This is a genomic window from Burkholderia gladioli (assembly GCF_000959725.1).
In the GTDB taxonomy this organism is placed as follows: Bacteria; Pseudomonadota; Gammaproteobacteria; order Burkholderiales; family Burkholderiaceae; genus Burkholderia; species Burkholderia gladioli.
Genome location: NZ_CP009322.1, coordinates 3,133,105 through 3,149,566, shown reverse-complemented (window position 1 = coordinate 3,149,566; position 16,462 = coordinate 3,133,105). Strand labels below are relative to the sequence as shown.

The window sequence follows — 16,462 nt, the reverse complement described above, 5'->3', positions numbered from 1 at the left end:
CCTCCTTAAACTTCGCGGGCTACGGCTTGCGTGAGCTTCGCCGGCAGCTTGAATTCGACTTTTTCCTCGCGGCCCGCCATCGTCACGACCTCGACAGGGCCTAGCGCGCGAAGCGCGGCGATGACGTCCTCGACCATTTCCTCGGGTGCGGACGCGCCGGCCGTCAGGCCGACCGTCTGCGCATTCGCGAACCACTCGGCGCGGATTTCCGAACCGTCTGCCACCAGGTAGCTCGGCACGCCGCTTTCGGTGCCGATCTCGCGCAGGCGGTTCGAGTTCGAGCTGTTGGTCGCGCCGACCACCACCAGCACGTCCACCTGGCTGCTGAGCTCGCGCACGGCGGCCTGGCGGTTCTGGGTGGCATAACAGATGTCGCGCGTGTCCGGGCCGACGATGTCGGTGAACTTGCGCGTGAGTGCCTCGATGATGCCGCGCGTGTCGTCGACCGACAGCGTGGTCTGCGTCACGTAGGCCACCGGCGTGTCGATCGGCAACTCGAGCCGGGCCACCTCGGCCTCGCTCTGCACCAGGATCACCTCGCCCGGGATCTGCCCGACCGTGCCCTCGACTTCCGGATGGCCGGCATGGCCGATCAGGATCAGGCGGCGGCCGGCCGACACGTACTGGCGGCCCTGCACATGGACCTTGGTGACCAGCGGGCAGGTGGCGTCGAGCACGTCGAGGCCGCGGGCCTCGGCATCCTTCTCCACCGCCTGCGCGACGCCGTGCGCGCTGAAGATCGCGACGGCGCCATGCGGCACCTCGTCGAGTTCCTCGACGAATTTCGCCCCCTTGTTGCGCAGGTTGTCCACGACATGGCGATTGTGAACAATCTCGTGCCTGACGTAGACGGGCGCGCCGTGCTGCAGCAGCGCGCGGTCGACAATCTCGATCGCTCGCACCACGCCCGCACAGAAGCCCCGGGGTTGGGCAAGAATAACTCGCATAAAGGGCGAACTCCGACGACAACGCGGGGTTCGAGAAGGCCGGCTAGCCGGCCCGATCGCCCCAACTTGATGATTATCAATGCCGGTTCGAATTTACCGGCATCCAAAATTAATCGCGCATTTTAACGCTATCGGCCATCTCGTGCTTTCCCCGGCCCGTAAGGTGTTGCAATGCGCCCAAATCCGGCCGCGCCGCCCCCTGCGCCGGAACCCGGCTACACTACGCGGTTTTGAACGCGCCCGGCGGCGGAAGGCGGCTGCGCGGGCCTCACAGGCGGACCGATGGAAGTCGAATTCAAGGATGTATCCCCGTATTGCACGCCGTGCCGCGGCAGGTTCGGGCGCGGGCAGTCGGCCGGGGAGCGGGCATGACGCTGCAGATCGTATTTGGCCTTTCGTGCCTGTCCCTGATTATCTGGTGCGTGCTGCTGTTCGCGCGCGGCGGCTTCTGGCGCGCCACGCCGGCCGGGCCGCTGCCCGCCTCGGCGCGCGGTGAGGGCGACTGGCCGGCGGTGGCGGTGGTGGTGCCGGCGCGCAACGAGGTCGACGTGATCGGCGAGGCGGTGAGCTCGCTGGTCGGGCAGGATTACGCGGGTGCCTTCCATGTGATCGTGGTCGACGACCACAGCACCGACGGCACGGCGGACGCCGCGCGCGCGGCCGCGCTGGCCGCGCAGCGCGCCGACCGGCTCACGGTGCTGGGCGCGCAGCCGCTGCCGCCGGGCTGGTCGGGCAAGGTCTGGGCGCAGTCGCAGGGGATCGCTGCGGTGCGCACGCTGGGCCTGCCGGCCGACTACCTGCTGCTGACCGACGCCGACATCGGCCATCCCGCCGACGCGGTGGCCCAACTGGTCACGCGCGCCCAGGCCGAAGGCCGCGACCTGGTCTCGCTGATGGTGCGGCTGCGCTGCGACTCGTTCTGGGAAAAGGCGCTGATCCCGGCCTTCGTGTTCTTCTTCGCCAAGCTCTATCCGTTCTCGTGGATCAACAACACGCGCCGCAAGACCGCCGGCGCGGCGGGCGGCTGCATGCTGGTGCGGCGCGCGGCGCTGGAGGAGGCGGGCGGCATCGAGTCGATCCGCGGCGCGCTGATCGACGACTGCAGCCTGGCCGCGCAGATCAAGCATCGCGGCGGCCGGCATCATCCGATCCGCCTGGACCTGGCCGATCGCAGCGTGTCGCTGCGGCCCTACGATAGCTGGCGCGATATCTGGAACATGATCGCGCGCACCGCCTTCACGCAGCTGCGCTACTCGCCGCTGCTGCTGGCCGGCACCTTGCTGGGCATGTCGATCATCTACCTGTTGCCGCCGCTGGCCGCGCTCGCCTACGGCGCGCGGGCCTGGCCGGCGTGGCTGGCCTGGGCGGCGATGAGCGCGGCCTACGCGCCGATGCTGGCCTACTACCGGCGCTCGCTGCTGTGGGCGCCGGCGCTGCCGCTGGTGGCGCTGTTCTACAACGGCGCGACCTTCGCCTCGGCCTGGCGCTACTGGCGCGGCAAGGGCGGCCAGTGGAAGGCGCGCGTGCAGGCGCCGGTGGAGCGCTGAACGCCTGCGCCGGGCCCGACGCGCGGCGCAAGGCAGGATAAAAAACGGCACACGATCGCGAGATCGTGTGCCGTTTGGCTTTCCGGCGCGCGGCGCTTACTGCGTCAGCAGCATGTACATCTGGATCACCGTGTCCGGCGAGAAGGTGAACGGCACCCAGCCGTAACCGGTATGCCGCGCCACCAGCAGGCGGTCGCCGTTGGCCTGCTTCTGCACCGCCATCATCGGATTGCGCGTCGACACGAAGCGCCAGCCGGTCGGCAGGCCGCTCGGCTGCTCGGGCGTCATCGAGGCGCGCGCGTGCGCGAGTTCCTCGATCAACTGGCTCAGCTGCACCGGCGTCAAGGGGATTTCGCGTCCGCCGATCGCCAGCGTCAGCGCATCCTGCGCGGGGCGGGCCACCACCAGCTTCGTATCGGCTGCCGTGGCTTCGCCTGCCGGCTTTTCGGCGGGAGCCTGGGCGGCTGCCTGCTCGAGCGCGGCTTCCTTCTGCTCGGCCTCGCGCAAGGCCTGTTCCGCGGCGGCCTTGTCGGAGGCGGCCTGGGCGGCGAGCCGCTCGGCCGCGGCCTTGTCCGCCGCGGCGAGCGTGGCGGCCGATTGCGCGGCCGCCAGTTGTTCGCTCGCGTCGGCCAGCGCGGCGCGTTCGGTCTTCAGCTGGGCGGCCTGCAGCTCGACCGCCTCGTGGGCGCGCGCGGCCTGCTCGGCGGCTTCGGTGGCGGCCTCGCGGTCCGCGCTGGCCTGGCGACGCGCCGTTTCGGCCGCGTCGAGGTCGGCGGCGGCCTGTTGCATCAAAGCTTCGGCTGCTTCGCGGTCGGCCGCGGCTTGCTCGAGGGCCTGCTGCGCGGCTTCGGCGGCTTCGGTCGATTGGCCGGCGATGGCCGTGGGCTGCGCGAGCGCCGCCGGCGCATTGGCCTGAGCCGGCTGGCGCGATGCGTGTTCGGCGGCTGCCGCGCGATCCGCTGCCGCTTGCCTGGCGGCGGCTTCGCTCGCCTCGCGTTCGGCGGTGGCTTGCTTGAGCGTGGCCTCGGCGGCTTCGCGATCGGTGGCTACTTGCCTGGCGGCGGCTTCATTCGCCTCGCGCTCGGCGGCGGCCTGCTTGAGCGCAGCCTCGGCGGCTTCGCGATCGGTGGCTACTTGCCTGGCGACGGCTTCATTCGCCTCGCGCTCGGCGGCGGCCTGCTTGAGCGCGGCTTCGGCTGCCTCACGGTCAGCGGCGACTTGCCTGGCGGCAACTTCGCTCGCTTCGCGCTCGGCAGCGGCTTGTTTCAGCGCAGCCTCGGCGGCTTCGCGATCGGCGGCAGCCTGCTTTGCCGCTGCCTCGGCGTCGGCATCATGCTGGACGGCGGCTTGCTTCGCCGCCGCGTCGGCCGCTTCGCGCGCCTCGGCGGCCTGCCGGCCAGCCAGCTCGACCGCCTCGCGATCGCGAGCCAGCTCGGCGGCCAGTGCCTCGGCGGCGGTCTTGTCGATCACCGCCTGGGCGGCGGCCGATTCGGCGGCAGCCTGCACCGCGCGCATCTGTTCATGGAGGGCTTCGGTGGCCGCGCGATCGGCGGCGGCCTGGGCCGCGGCGGCGTCGATGGCCGCGCGTTCTGCGGAAATCTGGTCTGCGGCGGCGCGTGCGGCGCTCGCTTCCTCACCGGCGGTCCGGGCGGCGTCTGCCGTCGTCCGCGCGGTCTGGATGAGCTGATCGATGCCCGCACCGAGCGCGTCGATCTGGTCGTTCAGGTTCATGCGTGCCTTCTCTACGTAGGACCCGCGATTTTACCCGTTGCATCGTGCGCGTTTCGAGCCGCACGTGTAACAAAGTGCGCGCGGGGCCGCGCGGCACGCCGCTTCGGCGCGTGTCAGCGCTTCAGGTAGCCTGCCTCGCGGAACCAGTCGAGCGCATCGCGCAGCCCGTCGCGATACGGGCGAGCGCGGTAACCGAGTTCGCGTTCGGCCTTCGCCGACGTGAAGTACATCTTGTTCTTCGACATCTTCAGACCGTCCACCGTCACGAAGGGTTCGCGCTTGGTGAACTTGGCGATGGCCTCGGCCGCGTAGGCGATCGGGTAGAGCGGCGCGCGCGGCAGCGCGATGGTGGGCGGCTTGCGGTTGGTCATGCCGGCGATGTCGGCCAGCATCTGCTGCAGCGGCAGGTTCTCGCCGCCGAGGATGTAGCGCTCGCCGACGCGGCCTTTCTCCAGCGCGAGGAAATGGCCCTGGGCGACGTCGTCGACATGGACCAGGTTCAGGCCGGTATCGACGAAGGCGGGGATCTTGCCGGTGGCGGCCTCGACGATGATGCGCCCGGTCGGCGTCGGCTTGACGTCGCGCGGGCCGATCGGCGTGGACGGATTGACGATCACGGCCGGCAGCCCGTGTTCGGCGATCATCCGCTCCACCGCGCGCTCGGCCAGCACCTTGCTGCGCTTGTAGACGCCGATCGCCTGCTCGGCGGTGAGCGGCGAGGTTTCGTCGGTCGAGGCGCCCGAGCCGGTCACCTTGAGCGTGGCGACGCTGCTGGTGTACACGATGCGCTCGACGCCCTCGGCCAGCGCGGCGCGCATGGTGGCCACCGCGCCCTCCAGGTTGGCGCGCTCGATCTCGAGCGGGTCGGGTGCCCACAGCCGGTAGTCGGCGGCCACGTGCAGCAGGTAGCGCACCCCGCGCAGCGCGGCGCGCATCGAGGCCTCGTCGCGCATGTCGCCCGTGACGATCTCGGCGTCGAGTTCGGCGAGGTTGGTGCGCGGGCTCGAGGCGCGCACCAGCACGCGCACGGCATAACCCTTGGCCTGCGCGATGCGCGCGACGGCGGAGCCGACGAAGCCGGACGCGCCGGTGACGAGTACGAGATCGCGTTGTGTGTCTGTCATGCCAGTCCTCTGGGCCGCGCGGCCGGCAGGCGGCGCGCGGCGGTTGTGCGTGTGATGCGCGATTGTACGTGCTGCGCGGCCGCGCCGGCCCGCGGCGGATGCCATGCGGGACGACTACAATGCGGGGCTTTGATGCAATTGGATGGGGAGCGACATGAGCGGCAAGGATCTCGACGAACGGGTGGAAACGATCTACGTGCGGGTGCGTGGCGTCGTGCAGGGCGTCGGCTTTCGCCATGCGACCGTGCGCGAGGCCCACGCGCTGAAGCTGCGCGGCTGGGTCGCCAATCTCGAGGACGGCTCGGTGGAGGCGATGATCCAGGGCCCCGCCGCGCAGATCGACCGGATGCTGGCCTGGCTGCGGCACGGGCCGCCGGCGGCGCGCGTGAGCGAGGTCGAGTTCGAGGAGCGGCGGACCGACAAGCGTTTCGAGCGTTTCCAGCAGAACTGACCGCGCTGTCTTCGATTCGGCAGGACCCATGATTCAGGATTTCCCGGAAGCCCGGCGCGGCCTCACGCTGTCGGTGGCGGCTTCCGCCTTGTTCGCCTTGATGTCGGTGTACGCCAAGCTGCTGGCGCCGCTCACCGGCCTCGACATCTTCGCCTGGCGCATCGTCTGGACCTTGCCCGGCGCGCTCGCGCTGGTGGCCATGCGCGGCCGTTTCGGCGAGCTGCTCCGCTTCGTGCGGCGCCTGTTCGGCGAGCGCCGCATCGCGCTCATGGTGCTGGCCGGCACCGCGATGCTCGGCGTGCAGCTGTGGCTGTTCCTGTGGGCGCCGCTGCACGGGCGCATGCTCGAGGTCTCGCTCGGCTACTTTCTCCTGCCGCTGACCATGGTGCTGGTCGGCCGCTTCGTCTATCGCGAATCGCTGAGCCTCCTGCAATGGTGCGCGATCGCCTTCGCGGCGCTGGGCGTGCTGCACGAAGTGTGGGCCACGCGCGCCTTCGCCTGGCCGACGCTGCTGGTCGCGCTCGGCTATCCGCCCTATTTCATGCTGCGCCGGCGTATCGACATCGAACCGCTCACGCTGTTCGCGGTCGAGATGATCGCGCTGCTGCCGGTGGCGCTGCTCACGCTGGCCACGGTCGGCACGCCGCTGGCCGGCCACACGCTGCTGGCCGCCGTGCTGCTGCCCGGCCTCGGCGTGCTCTCGACGCTCGCGCTGGGCTGCTACCTGAAGGCGAGCCGGATGCTGCCGATGGCGCTGTTCGGCATCCTCGGCTACGTCGAGCCGGTGCTGATCGTGGCGGTGGCCGTGCTGCTGCTCGGCGAATCGCTGAGCGCGCAACAGCTCGGCACCTACGGGCCGATCTGGGTGGCGGTGGCGCTGACGGCCTGGCATAGCTACCTGGTGATGCGTCGCGTGCGGGCCCACTGAAGCGGTGCCGTCGTTGCGATTCGCGTAGCGATTTCCGTGCGCGCCGTGTCGATTGATTCGTTATCCAACGTAACTTCCGACGGAAACGATGACGGATCGCTGACGCTTGTCTGGCAAGGCCGACAGTCATCAATCGGAAGAATTCGTTGCACTTTGTTACTTAGGGTATGCCCTAGGCGGCGATTAGACTTTCTGGACCGTCGAACTCTCGTATGCGGTCTTCCGATGAACGGTCCAGTCTTCGCCCCGGCGCGCCTGCGCACGCGATACAGGCATACGTGTATCGCCGCGTATTCGCTCGCGCCGTCCCCGCTGTCTTTCGTTTCCCTTGCCGCTGAGCCGTCGGCCGTCTCGCGCGCGCCGATCCGACCCGGTACGCGATCATGGCGCTGAGCGATGCGCGCCCGCCGGTGCCGCCCGCGCGTTCCGGCCGCCTGATCGAAATCGATTTCTTCCGCGGCATCGTGCTGCTGATGATCGTGGTCGACCACATCGGCGGCAGCATGATCTCGAAGATCACGCTGCATTCCTACGCGCTCTGCGACGCGGCCGAGGTGTTCGTGTTCCTCGGCGGTTTCGCGGCGGCCAGCGCCTTCGTGGCGATGTCGGAGCGGCACGGCACCGACGTGGCGCGGCGCCGTTTCCTGCGGCGCGCGGTGCAGATCTATCGCGCCTTTCTCGCCACCACCACGCTGATGCTGGTGGTCTCGGCGGTGCTCGACCACTTCGGCATCGAGTCGCCGAACCTCGCGCTCGACGACGTCAGCGTGATGCTGGCCACGCCGCTCACCGGCCTGGTCGAGGTGCTGACCTTCCAGCGCCAGCCCTACCTGGCCTCGGTGCTGCCGATGTACGTGCTGTTCGCGCTGGCCACGCCGGCCATCGTGCCGCTCGCGCGGCGCTGGCCGGCCTGGCTGTTCGCCGGCAGCCTCGCGTCCTGGCTGGCCTCGCGCTGGCTCGGTGCCGAGCTGCTCGACACGCCTTCGTTCAAGTGGAGCTTCAATCCCTTCGCCTGGCAGCTGATGTTCGTGCTCGGCGCGCTGGTGCGCTGCCAGCCGGTCTATCGCAGCCTGGCCGCGCGGCCGGGCGGCGCGGTGCTGACCGGCATCGCGCTCGGCGTGGTGGCCGTGTGCGCCTACTACAAGCTGTTCTCCGGGCTGCCGCTGCCCGAGGGCCTGCTCAAGCGCGACCTCGCCTGGTCGCGGGTGGTCAGCTTCCTGGCGATCGCCTGGCTGATGGCCGACCTGATGCGCCTGGGCTGGGTCGGCAAGCTCGCGCGCGCGGTGCAGCCGGTGGTGGCGGTCGGGCAGCGCGGGCTGGTCTGCTACGTGGTGGGCACGGCGATCTCGCTGACGCTCGATTCGCTGCTGCATCGCGCTGCGCTGAGCCCGCACTTCTCGCCGATCGGCATCGGCTTCGCGGCCGACGCGATCGCGCTCGGCTGCCTGCTGACGCTGGCGAGTTCGGGAGGATGGTGGCAGCGGCTGCGGCGCGTGCCGGCCTGAACGGCGTCGCGCGCATGTGGCACGCGGCAGGCATGGCCCGCCGTGGCGAGGGCCGTGGCGCCGGCAGCTGATGTGCCGCCAGCGTGATGCGCTCGCCGTATCGCTACGAAGGTGAGCGGATACGGGAGGGCGTGTCGGGGGAGTCGTCGTCGCGGGAAGCCTCGTCCTCGGGCTCCGGATCGGCGGCGCGCGCGAGTTCGGCGTCCACCTCGGCCGCCGCGCGCGCCGCGCGTAGCGCGGTGCAATGCTGCGCGCGGCGGATGTCGGCGAGCAGGCGCACGATCCGCGTGGTCCTCTTGTTCATCTCACTCTCCAGCAAGGCCCATCAGCGGGCTGCTTCCAGTGTAGGACGCACGCGGCCGGCCTGCCGGCCGACTGTGGCGCGCAAGCCGCGCGCCGAGGGATATTACTGAGCCGCGGCGCCGCTCGCCTGCAGCGCGTCGTTGCCGTTCTTGCGCTCGGTCGATGCGTTGTGATGCGCGAGCGAGAGCTTGGCCATCAGCGGCAGCAGCAGGCAGGACACCAGGGTGCCGCCCACCGCCACCCAGCCCAGCGTCGTGAACAGGTGCACGTAGAGCGGCAGCGAGGCCGTGGCGGGCAGGTCGTGCGAAGGCATCTTGGCGAGGTTCGCCACCACGCTGCCGAGGTACTGCGAGATGCCGGTGGCCACGAAGTAGGCGCCCATCATGAAGCCGCCCATGCGGGCCGGCACGTAGCGCGCGATCATCGCCAGGCCCAGGCCGCTGACCAGCAGCTCGCCGAGCGAGTAGAGGCCGTAGCCGCCCACCATGAACCACGACGACACGCGGCCGTCCACCGCGAAGCTGCCGCTCGCGGCGAACACGAAGAAGCCCGCCGCCACCACCGCGAAGCCGAGCATGTACTTGACCGCCACCGGCACGTTGACGCCGCGATTGGCCAGCGAGTTGTAGATCCACACCAGCACCGGGCTCAGCAGCATGATCCAGATCGGGTTGAGCGCCTGGAACTGGCCGGCGCTCCAGCTGAACAGCGTGGTGCCGAACAGCGTGAAGCGCGGATCGACGTTACGGAATGCGAACAAGGTCAGCGAGGTCGACATCTGCTGGTAGAAGATGAAGAACAGGATGACCTGGGCGATCAGCACCAGCGCCGCGATCAGGCCTGAGCGCTCCGAGCGGTTCACCTTGACGATCATGTACAGGAAGATGCCCAGCACCACCACCGCGGCGGTCCACACCGCGGCCACCGCCAGCGCCTTGTGGCCGAGCAGGAAGGTGGTGACCAGCGCCAGCGCGATGCCGCCCAGCGCGACCGCGCCCGCCCGGCCCCAGCGCACCGGCTGGTCGTCGGGCTTGGAGCCGACGCGCGCCAGCGTGCGATGCATCAGCAGGTAGTTGATCACGCCGACCGCCATGCCCGCGCAGCAGACCGCGAAGGCCGGGTGCCAGCCCCAGCGATCCTTGATCCACGGCGTGACCAGCATCGACACCGTCGAGCCGATGTTGACGGCCATGTAGTAGATGGTGAACGCGCTGTCGAGGCGCGCGTCGTCGCCTTCGTAGATGCGGCGCACCAGGTTCGCGGCATTGGCCTTGAACAGGCCGTTGCCGACCACCATCACGCCCAGCGATGCGTAGAGGAACTGAAGATTGTCGGTGGGCATCGCGAGCATCAGGTAGCCCACGCCGAGCACCACCGCGCCGATCACCATCGAGCGGCGCGAGCCGAGCACGTGGTCGCCGATCCAGCCGCCGATCGAGGGCGAGGCGTAGATCAGCGCGACGAACGCGCCCCAGATCAGGTTGGCGCTGCTGTCGTCGAAGCCGAGCTTCTCGACCATGAACAGCACCATCAGCGCGACCATGCCGTAATAGCCGAAGCGCTCCCACATTTCGATCAGAAAGACTGTTGCGAACGAGCGGGTTTTTGATACGGGTGTTGAGACTGACATCGTTATCCTCGAATATCGTTTTTTGTGCCGCATCGCGCGCGAGGCCGGCGGCAAGCTCGGAATGACGCGGCGCCGGAAGGCTGCCGGTCGGCATGAGGGGATCGGTCAGGTGGGCGGCGCGGTGCTCGCGTGATGGCGGCGGCACCTGCGTGGCGGCCGCGCGAGGCAGGCGGCGGCGCATGCGCGATTCGATCGCGTAAGGGCAATGACAGCTTTCATTTCGAATACGACTACCAGGGCGACCGGATAGGGACGCATGAACAAGGTGGCGGGCAATCGGTGGACTGCGCGCGAGGACCATTACAACGGTGTAAGCACGAGGTCGTCGCGCTTTGCCGGGCGGCCGGGATTTTTCACGAGCCGCTCGCCATCCGTCACTTCGGGTATTCCCGCAGCCGCGGGATGGATGATCCGTTTTCAACGACGTGAAACCGACCTCGGCAGGGCTTCGAGGCGGGATAAGCCACGAATCGTGCACAAATTCCCGTGTCGAGTCTGGCAAGATTACGCGTCGCAGCAGCGTTGCGCGGGGTGCGCCAGGGCGCAGGCCGTGTCGTTGATACCGGTCACGAAGACGAAGATTAAGCTATATCAATCAAACTTCGTTACTTTCCATCAAACTTTTTTTGACGATAAGATTTCGGCCTGTTATGGTTGCTTCCACTGAAAACACGCAGGCCCAGAATGCGGCCGTCGAATTGGGCGGAAAGATTCGGGCGCTCAGGCAGCGCTTGAAGCGCACGCTCGACGAAACCGCCGGAGCCGCGGGTATTTCCAAGCCGTTTTTGTCCCAGGTCGAGCGCGGTCTCGCTTCGCCGTCGCTCACCTCGCTGGCCGGCATCGCGCGTGCGCTGGGCGTGAACGTGCAGTATTTCGTCGAGACCCCGAGCGAGGAACGCTCGGTGTGCCGCGGCGATCAATTGCGATTCTTCAGTTTCTCCGATTCGGCGAATCTGTTCGCACGGATGACCAATGTCTCGGCCGGCCGGCAGCTCGATGCGATTCTCGTGCGCATGCCGCCGGGACAGAAGCGCTCGGAAGTCACGACTCACGCGGGAGAGGAATTCGTCTACGTGATCGAGGGAGAAGTATCGCTGACGCTGGAAGGCAAGACGTTTGTCGTGCAAGCCGGTGACAGCGCGCATTACCTGTCGACCGTGCCGCATAGCTGGGTCAACACCGCGAAGCACGAATCGGTGGTGGTCTGGGTGGGCACACCTCGATTGTTCTAGTTTTACGCAGGCCGGGTAATCCGTCGTCGCTCCGCACGGCTTACCCATTTGGAGACAAATCAGGATCACTAACATGCACGGCAAACCCGACGACGGATCGATTCCGTTTTCCTGGCCGTAACGAATAGAACGCAGCAACCCGGTTCGCTGCGCCGTCTTCTTCCCCGTTCCGTTTCATCACGTCCGCCGCGTTTCTTCCGAGGCCGCGCGGACGTCGTTCGCGCGCGCGTTCTCCACGTGGTCCCCACGTGCTATCGCGCGATGCGGTGGCGCGGGTGCGCGGCGGCGCACGCCAGACATATCTGAGAGAGAACGAGTCGATGAATCAGACCACCTCGACGACGTCGCGCACGTCGTCCACCCGCCGTTTCGCCCTTGCCCTGCCCGTGCTCGCCGGTATCGCCGGCGTCTCCGCGGCGCCCGCCTTCGCGGACGAGCCGCCCGAAGTGCCGGCCGGCATTTCCCGCGATGCCGCGCAGCCGGCCACCACGCCCAACGCGGTGATCAATGCCGAGGCGAACCAGGCGCCCTCGCCGACGCCGAACGTCGATCTCTCGGCGCAGGCCAAGTCGCAGGGCTTCATCAAGGACAGCCACCTCGAGCTGATGTTCCGCAATTACTCGGACGTGCTCGACGCCAAGGAAGGCCCGCATCGTCACGCCTGGATCCAGGCGCTGATGGCCAACTACGAGTCGGGCTACACGCAGGGGCCGATCGGCTTCGGCGTGGACGCCTCGGTGTATGCCGCGCTCAAGCTCGACGGCGGCGCGGGCGCCGGCAACATGGTGCACGTCGCCAAGGGCGGCGGCGGTTCGAACCAGCTCGCCTGGGCCTATCCCGGCATCTACGACGTGAAGGCGCGGATCTCGAACACGGTGGTCAAGTATGGTCTGCAGATCGTCGACAACCCGTTCATGGAGCCGCACGACAATCGCGCGCTGCCGCCGACCTTCCTCGGCGCCACCATCGTCAGCAACGAATTCAAGAACGTGATGCTGGAGGGCGGCAGCTTCACCAAGACAGACGCGCGCGGCCGCTCGACCCTGATCAACCTGACCTCGCAATACGGCGGCACCCGCATCGACCGCCTCAGCTACGTGGGCGGCACCTGGGACTACCTGCCGACCGGCAGCGTCGCGCTCTACGCGAACCAGGCCGAGAACGTCTGGAACCAGTATTACGCGTCGGTGCGGCAGAGCTTCGGCTCGCCGAGCAGCGTGAAGTGGACCGGCTTCGGCAACGTCTACTCGACGCACGACACGGGCGATGCGCGCCAGGGCTACATCAACAACAACGCCTACAGCCTGTCGTTGGCCGCGCAGCATGGCCCGCACGAACTGCTGCTGGGCTTCCAGCAGGTGCTCGGCGACCAGTTCTTCGACTACCTGAACGAAACCAACGGCATCTTCCTGACCAACTCGATGGACGTGGACTACAACGCGCCGCACGAAAAATCGCTGCAGTTGCGCTACACGTTCTACGGCAAGGACGGTGGCCTGCCCGGCTTCAAGGCGATGGTCTGGGGGCTGACGGGCTGGGGCGCCGACGGCTCGGTGGGCGCCGCCAACGATCCCTCGCATTCGGGCATCTACTGGAAGGACGGCCAGCCGGTGCAGGGCCGCCATCACGAGTTCGGCTTCATTCCGTCCTATACGATCCAGAGCGGCCGCTTCAAGGACACGAAGATCACCTTCATCGCGATGTGGCACGTCGGCTCGGCGCACTATTCCGACAGCACCAACCAGGAATATCGCCTGGTCGTGAACCTGCCGGTGACGGTGTTCTGAGAACGGGAAGGAACAGCAGGGAAAGCGAAGGCGGCGCGGCTCAGGCCGCCTTCGGCGCCGGCGTGACGGGCGAGGGCTCGACGGGCGTGGCACCCTCCACTTGGCGGCCGGTATCGCGCCAGGCGTCGAGCCCGCCGCGCAGCGCCAGCGCGTCGGTGAAGCCGAAGTCGGTGAGGCGCTTGGCCATCAGCGCGGCCGACACTTCGTTCGGGCAGGAGCAGTAGATCACGAACTTCTGCGACAGCGGATAACGCTGCGAGAGCTCGCGCACATGGCGCTCGTCGAAGAACAGCGCGCCGGGGATCGAGAACGGATCGAGGCGGCGATGCTCGACGGTGCGCACGTCGATGATCACCGGCAGGCGCGCCGGGTCGGCATGCAGCAGCCGGTCGAGTTCGTCGACGTCGATGCGCGCGCTGGCGAGCTGGCGCAGCAGCGCGCGGCGGCGGTTCCAGCGCATGCTCATGTAGAGCACCAGCAGGGCGCCGATCAGCACCAGGGCCACCTGGCCGAACTGGCTCGCGCTGGAGAACAGCCAGTCGATCTGGGCGGCGAACAGCAGGCCGATCAGCAGGCCGACGGCCGCCCACAGCAGCGCGCCGAGCGCGTCATAGCCGATGAAGGTGCGGTAGTTGGTGCCCAGCGCACCCGCCATCGGCACCGAAACCAGCGACAGGCCCGGCACGAAGCGCGCGATCGCAAGCACGCGCACGCCCCAGCGACCGAAGAACTGCTCGGTTTTCTTCACGCAACTGTCGCGCGACAGCGACAGCCGGCAGATCGTCTTCAGGGTGCGTCCGCCGAAGCGGCGCCCGGCCAGGTACCAGGCCGAATCGCCGAGCACCGCCGCCAGCACCGACAGCAGCAGCACCGGCACCAACTGGATGCCGATCATGTCGGGATGCATGGTCGCCATCGCGCCGAACAGCACGAGCGTCGGCATCGCGGGCACGGGCAGGCCGAGCGCGGCAGCCAGCACATTGACGAACACGATCAGCGGTCCGTACTGGGCGACGAGGTCATGCAGCATGGCGAATGGGACGCGGCGACGAGGGATGGGGCTGACTAGATGCGCCGATTATCGACCATTTTCAAGTCAATGGAGAGTCGAATTCTCGACTGCCGTGAAGCGGTGAGCAGCGCGCGGGGCGCTTGCTCACCGTTGGATGCGGGAAATCGGGGGAAGGGCGGGGGAAAAGCCGGGGGAATTCAGGAGGGACTGCGCGCGAAGTTGCCCGCGCCGTGGGATTCGCCGGGCAGCTCGGCGCCGTGCGAACGGATCGCGGCGATCAGTTCGGCCGGCGTGATTTCGTAACGCACTTCACGATGGATGCCGGGCTTGCGCTCGTCGACCTCGATCAGCAGCACGCTTTTACCGTCCTCGGTGGCCTCGAGACGCAGCGAGCGCAGCTCGCGGCCGTCGGCCGAATCCAGTTCGGTCAGGAGGGTCATCGCCCCGGAAGCACCGGTAGTGCGCATCGAACAGGTCCTCGTATCGTGTCAATGGAAGATGTCGTGCTGCGAACTGCTTGAACGCAGTGTAACGCGAACCGGCCATTCGCAACCAGAATTTCAAGCCGTGCAACGGCGTGAAAGCGCCGGCTGGTATGACATATCGGCTTCACACGGGCCGCTTTCGACGAGGCGCGGCGCGCGAGCCGGCGCGACGGAAAATCGATGCGGATCCGGCGCTGCCCGAGGCGCGGTCCGCGCGGGATCGGGCCGCGCTCGCGGCCCTCATCCTTGCGACGAATGCACCAGGATGTTGCCCGGCGGCGATCGTCGCCGAGCTTGCGCCGGCGCCGTGCTCAGACCAGCCCGGTGGCGTAGTAGACGCCGATCACGAAGAACACCGCGAGCGTCTTGATCACCGTGACGGCGAAGATGTCGCGATACGACTCGCGGTGCGTCAGGCCGGTGACCGCCAGCAGCGTGATCACCGCGCCGTTGTGCGGCAGCGTATCCATGCCGCCGCTGGCCATCGCCACCACGCGATGCAGCACTTCCATCGGGATCTGCGCGGCTTGCGCGCCCTTGATGAACAGGTCCGACATGGCCGCCAGCGCGATGCTCATGCCGCCCGAGGCGGAGCCGGTGATGCCCGCCAGCGAGCTGACCGACACGGCCGCGTTGACCAGCGGATTCGGGATGCTCTTGAGCGCGTCGCTCACCACCAGGAAGCCGGGCAGCGCCGCGATCACGCCGCCGAAGCCGTATTCGGAGGCGGTGTTCATGGCCGCCAGCAGGGCGCCGCCGACCGCCACCTTGGTGCCGCTCGCGAACTTCGCGCTGACGCGCTTGAAGGCGGTGACCACCACCAGCAGGATGCCGAGCAGCAGCGCGGCCTCCACCGACCAGATCGCCACCAGCGACTTGATCGGCGTGGCGATCGGCGCGTGCAGGCCGGGCAGCACCTCGGGCGGCACCGTGTAGCTGGCGTCGCCATACCATTGCGGAATCCACTTGGTGAGCGCGAAGTTCGCCACGCCGACCAGCACCAGCGGCGCGATCGCCAGCACCGGGTTGGGCAGCGAGCTGGTCTCGACGCGCTCCGGCTCGTTGACCAGCGAGGTGCCGTAGCCCTCGCCCTTGGCCATCGCCGAGCGGCGGCGCCATTCCAGGTAGCTCAGGCCGACGATGATGATGAACACCGAGCCGATCGTGCCGAGCGCCGGCGCGGCCCAGGCGGTGGTCTTGAAGAAGGTGGTCGGGATGATGTTCTGGATCTGCGGCGTGCCCGGCAGCGAATCCATCGTGAACGAGAAGGCGCCGAGCGCGATCGCGCCGGGCATCAGCCGCTTCGGGATATTGCTCTGGCGATACAGTTCGGCCGCGAACGGGTAGACGGCGAACACCACCACGAACAGCGAGACGCCGCCATAGGTGAGCAGCGCGCAGACCGCGACGATCACCGCATTGGCGCGCGAGCGGCCGATGTAGCGGATCGCGGCGGCGACGATCGCCTCCGAGAAGCCCGACAGCTCGATCACCTTGCCGAACACGGCGCCGAGCAGGAACACCGGGAAATAGAGTTTGACGAAGCCGACCATCTTGTCCATGAAGATGCCGGAGAAGACGGGGGCGACGGCGGCGGGATCGGTCAGCAGCACGGCGCCGAGGGCGGCGACGGGCGCGAACAGGATCACGCTGTAGCCGCGATAGGCGGCGAACATCAGGAACGCCAGGGCGGCGAGGACGATGATGAAGGACAAGTGAGTCTCCTGATTGTTTGATTCTGATTCTGTCGATGCGGTTGCCCGTGCGTGGGGCGCCGCAG

14 protein-coding genes are annotated in these 16,462 nt (G+C 68.1%); 6 read left to right on the top strand and 8 right to left on the bottom strand.

Annotated elements, in window-relative coordinates:
* Positions 1-5: 5 nt before the first annotated feature.
* Positions 6-947 (bottom strand): 4-hydroxy-3-methylbut-2-enyl diphosphate reductase, encoded by a 942-nt coding sequence (gene ispH / locus BM43_RS13660; RefSeq protein ID WP_036028579.1) that lies wholly within the window; start codon positions 945-947, stop codon positions 6-8.
* 368 nt (positions 948-1,315) lie between these two features.
* Between ispH and BM43_RS13655 the strand changes: the two genes are divergently transcribed.
* Positions 1,316-2,494, top strand: coding sequence for a glycosyltransferase (locus BM43_RS13655; RefSeq protein WP_013691646.1), 1,179 nt, complete (start codon positions 1,316-1,318; stop codon positions 2,492-2,494).
* A 96-nt stretch (positions 2,495-2,590) separates the two neighbouring features.
* Here the strand turns inward: BM43_RS13655 and BM43_RS42695 are convergent, their stop codons facing one another.
* Positions 2,591-3,763, bottom strand: a complete 1,173-nt coding sequence (locus BM43_RS42695; RefSeq protein WP_445979249.1) for a hypothetical protein — start codon at positions 3,761-3,763, stop codon at positions 2,591-2,593.
* Positions 3,764-4,338: 575 nt separating this feature from the next.
* Positions 4,339-5,349 carry a hopanoid-associated sugar epimerase gene (hpnA, locus tag BM43_RS13645; protein ID WP_036055228.1) on the bottom strand — a complete coding sequence of 337 codons (1,011 nt, stop codon included), beginning with the start codon at positions 5,347-5,349 and terminating at the stop codon, positions 4,339-4,341.
* 154 nt (positions 5,350-5,503) lie between these two features.
* Here hpnA and BM43_RS13640 point away from each other — a divergent pair, with 154 nt between their 5' ends.
* From BM43_RS13640 to BM43_RS13630, 3 genes are all read left to right on the top strand, one after another.
* Entirely contained in the window at positions 5,504-5,800 is a 297-nt protein-coding gene (locus tag BM43_RS13640; protein WP_013691643.1) for an acylphosphatase, read from the top strand.
* A 28-nt stretch (positions 5,801-5,828) separates the two neighbouring features.
* Positions 5,829-6,728 carry an EamA family transporter RarD gene (rarD, locus tag BM43_RS13635; RefSeq protein ID WP_036055229.1) on the top strand — a complete coding sequence of 300 codons (900 nt, stop codon included), beginning with the start codon at positions 5,829-5,831 and terminating at the stop codon, positions 6,726-6,728.
* A 383-nt stretch (positions 6,729-7,111) separates the two neighbouring features.
* Entirely contained in the window at positions 7,112-8,233 is a 1,122-nt protein-coding gene (locus tag BM43_RS13630; RefSeq protein ID WP_036055230.1) for an OpgC domain-containing protein, read from the top strand.
* A gap of 103 nt (positions 8,234-8,336) precedes the next feature.
* On the opposite strand, the gene BM43_RS13625 is transcribed toward BM43_RS13630, so the two are convergent.
* Both BM43_RS13625 and BM43_RS13620 read right to left on the bottom strand, forming a co-directional pair.
* Positions 8,337-8,537, bottom strand: a complete 201-nt coding sequence (locus tag BM43_RS13625; RefSeq protein ID WP_013691640.1) for a hypothetical protein — start codon at positions 8,535-8,537, stop codon at positions 8,337-8,339.
* A gap of 102 nt (positions 8,538-8,639) precedes the next feature.
* Positions 8,640-10,166 (bottom strand): peptide MFS transporter, encoded by a 1,527-nt coding sequence (locus BM43_RS13620; protein WP_036055231.1) that lies wholly within the window; start codon positions 10,164-10,166, stop codon positions 8,640-8,642.
* A 650-nt stretch (positions 10,167-10,816) separates the two neighbouring features.
* Here BM43_RS13620 and BM43_RS13615 point away from each other — a divergent pair.
* Together BM43_RS13615 and BM43_RS13610 are read left to right on the top strand one after the other, a co-directional pair.
* On the top strand, positions 10,817-11,398 hold the full coding sequence (locus tag BM43_RS13615) for a helix-turn-helix domain-containing protein (protein ID WP_036055232.1): 582 nt from the start codon (positions 10,817-10,819) through the stop codon (positions 11,396-11,398).
* A 320-nt stretch (positions 11,399-11,718) separates the two neighbouring features.
* Positions 11,719-13,185, top strand: coding sequence for an OprD family outer membrane porin (locus tag BM43_RS13610; protein ID WP_036055233.1), 1,467 nt, complete (start codon positions 11,719-11,721; stop codon positions 13,183-13,185).
* 40 nt (positions 13,186-13,225) lie between these two features.
* Here BM43_RS13610 and BM43_RS13605 read toward each other — a convergent pair whose 3' ends face one another.
* The 3 genes from BM43_RS13605 to BM43_RS13595 all read right to left on the bottom strand — a co-directional run bounded on the left by BM43_RS13605 (position 13,226) and on the right by BM43_RS13595 (position 16,397).
* Positions 13,226-14,215, bottom strand: a complete 990-nt coding sequence (locus BM43_RS13605) for a DedA family protein/thiosulfate sulfurtransferase GlpE (RefSeq protein ID WP_036055234.1) — start codon at positions 14,213-14,215, stop codon at positions 13,226-13,228.
* Positions 14,216-14,394: 179 nt separating this feature from the next.
* Complete coding sequence (locus BM43_RS13600) at positions 14,395-14,664, bottom strand: hypothetical protein (RefSeq protein WP_025098459.1); 270 nt, start codon at positions 14,662-14,664, stop codon at positions 14,395-14,397.
* A gap of 329 nt (positions 14,665-14,993) precedes the next feature.
* Positions 14,994-16,397, bottom strand: coding sequence for a GntP family permease (locus tag BM43_RS13595; protein WP_013691633.1), 1,404 nt, complete (start codon positions 16,395-16,397; stop codon positions 14,994-14,996).
* Positions 16,398-16,462: the final 65 nt, after the last annotated feature.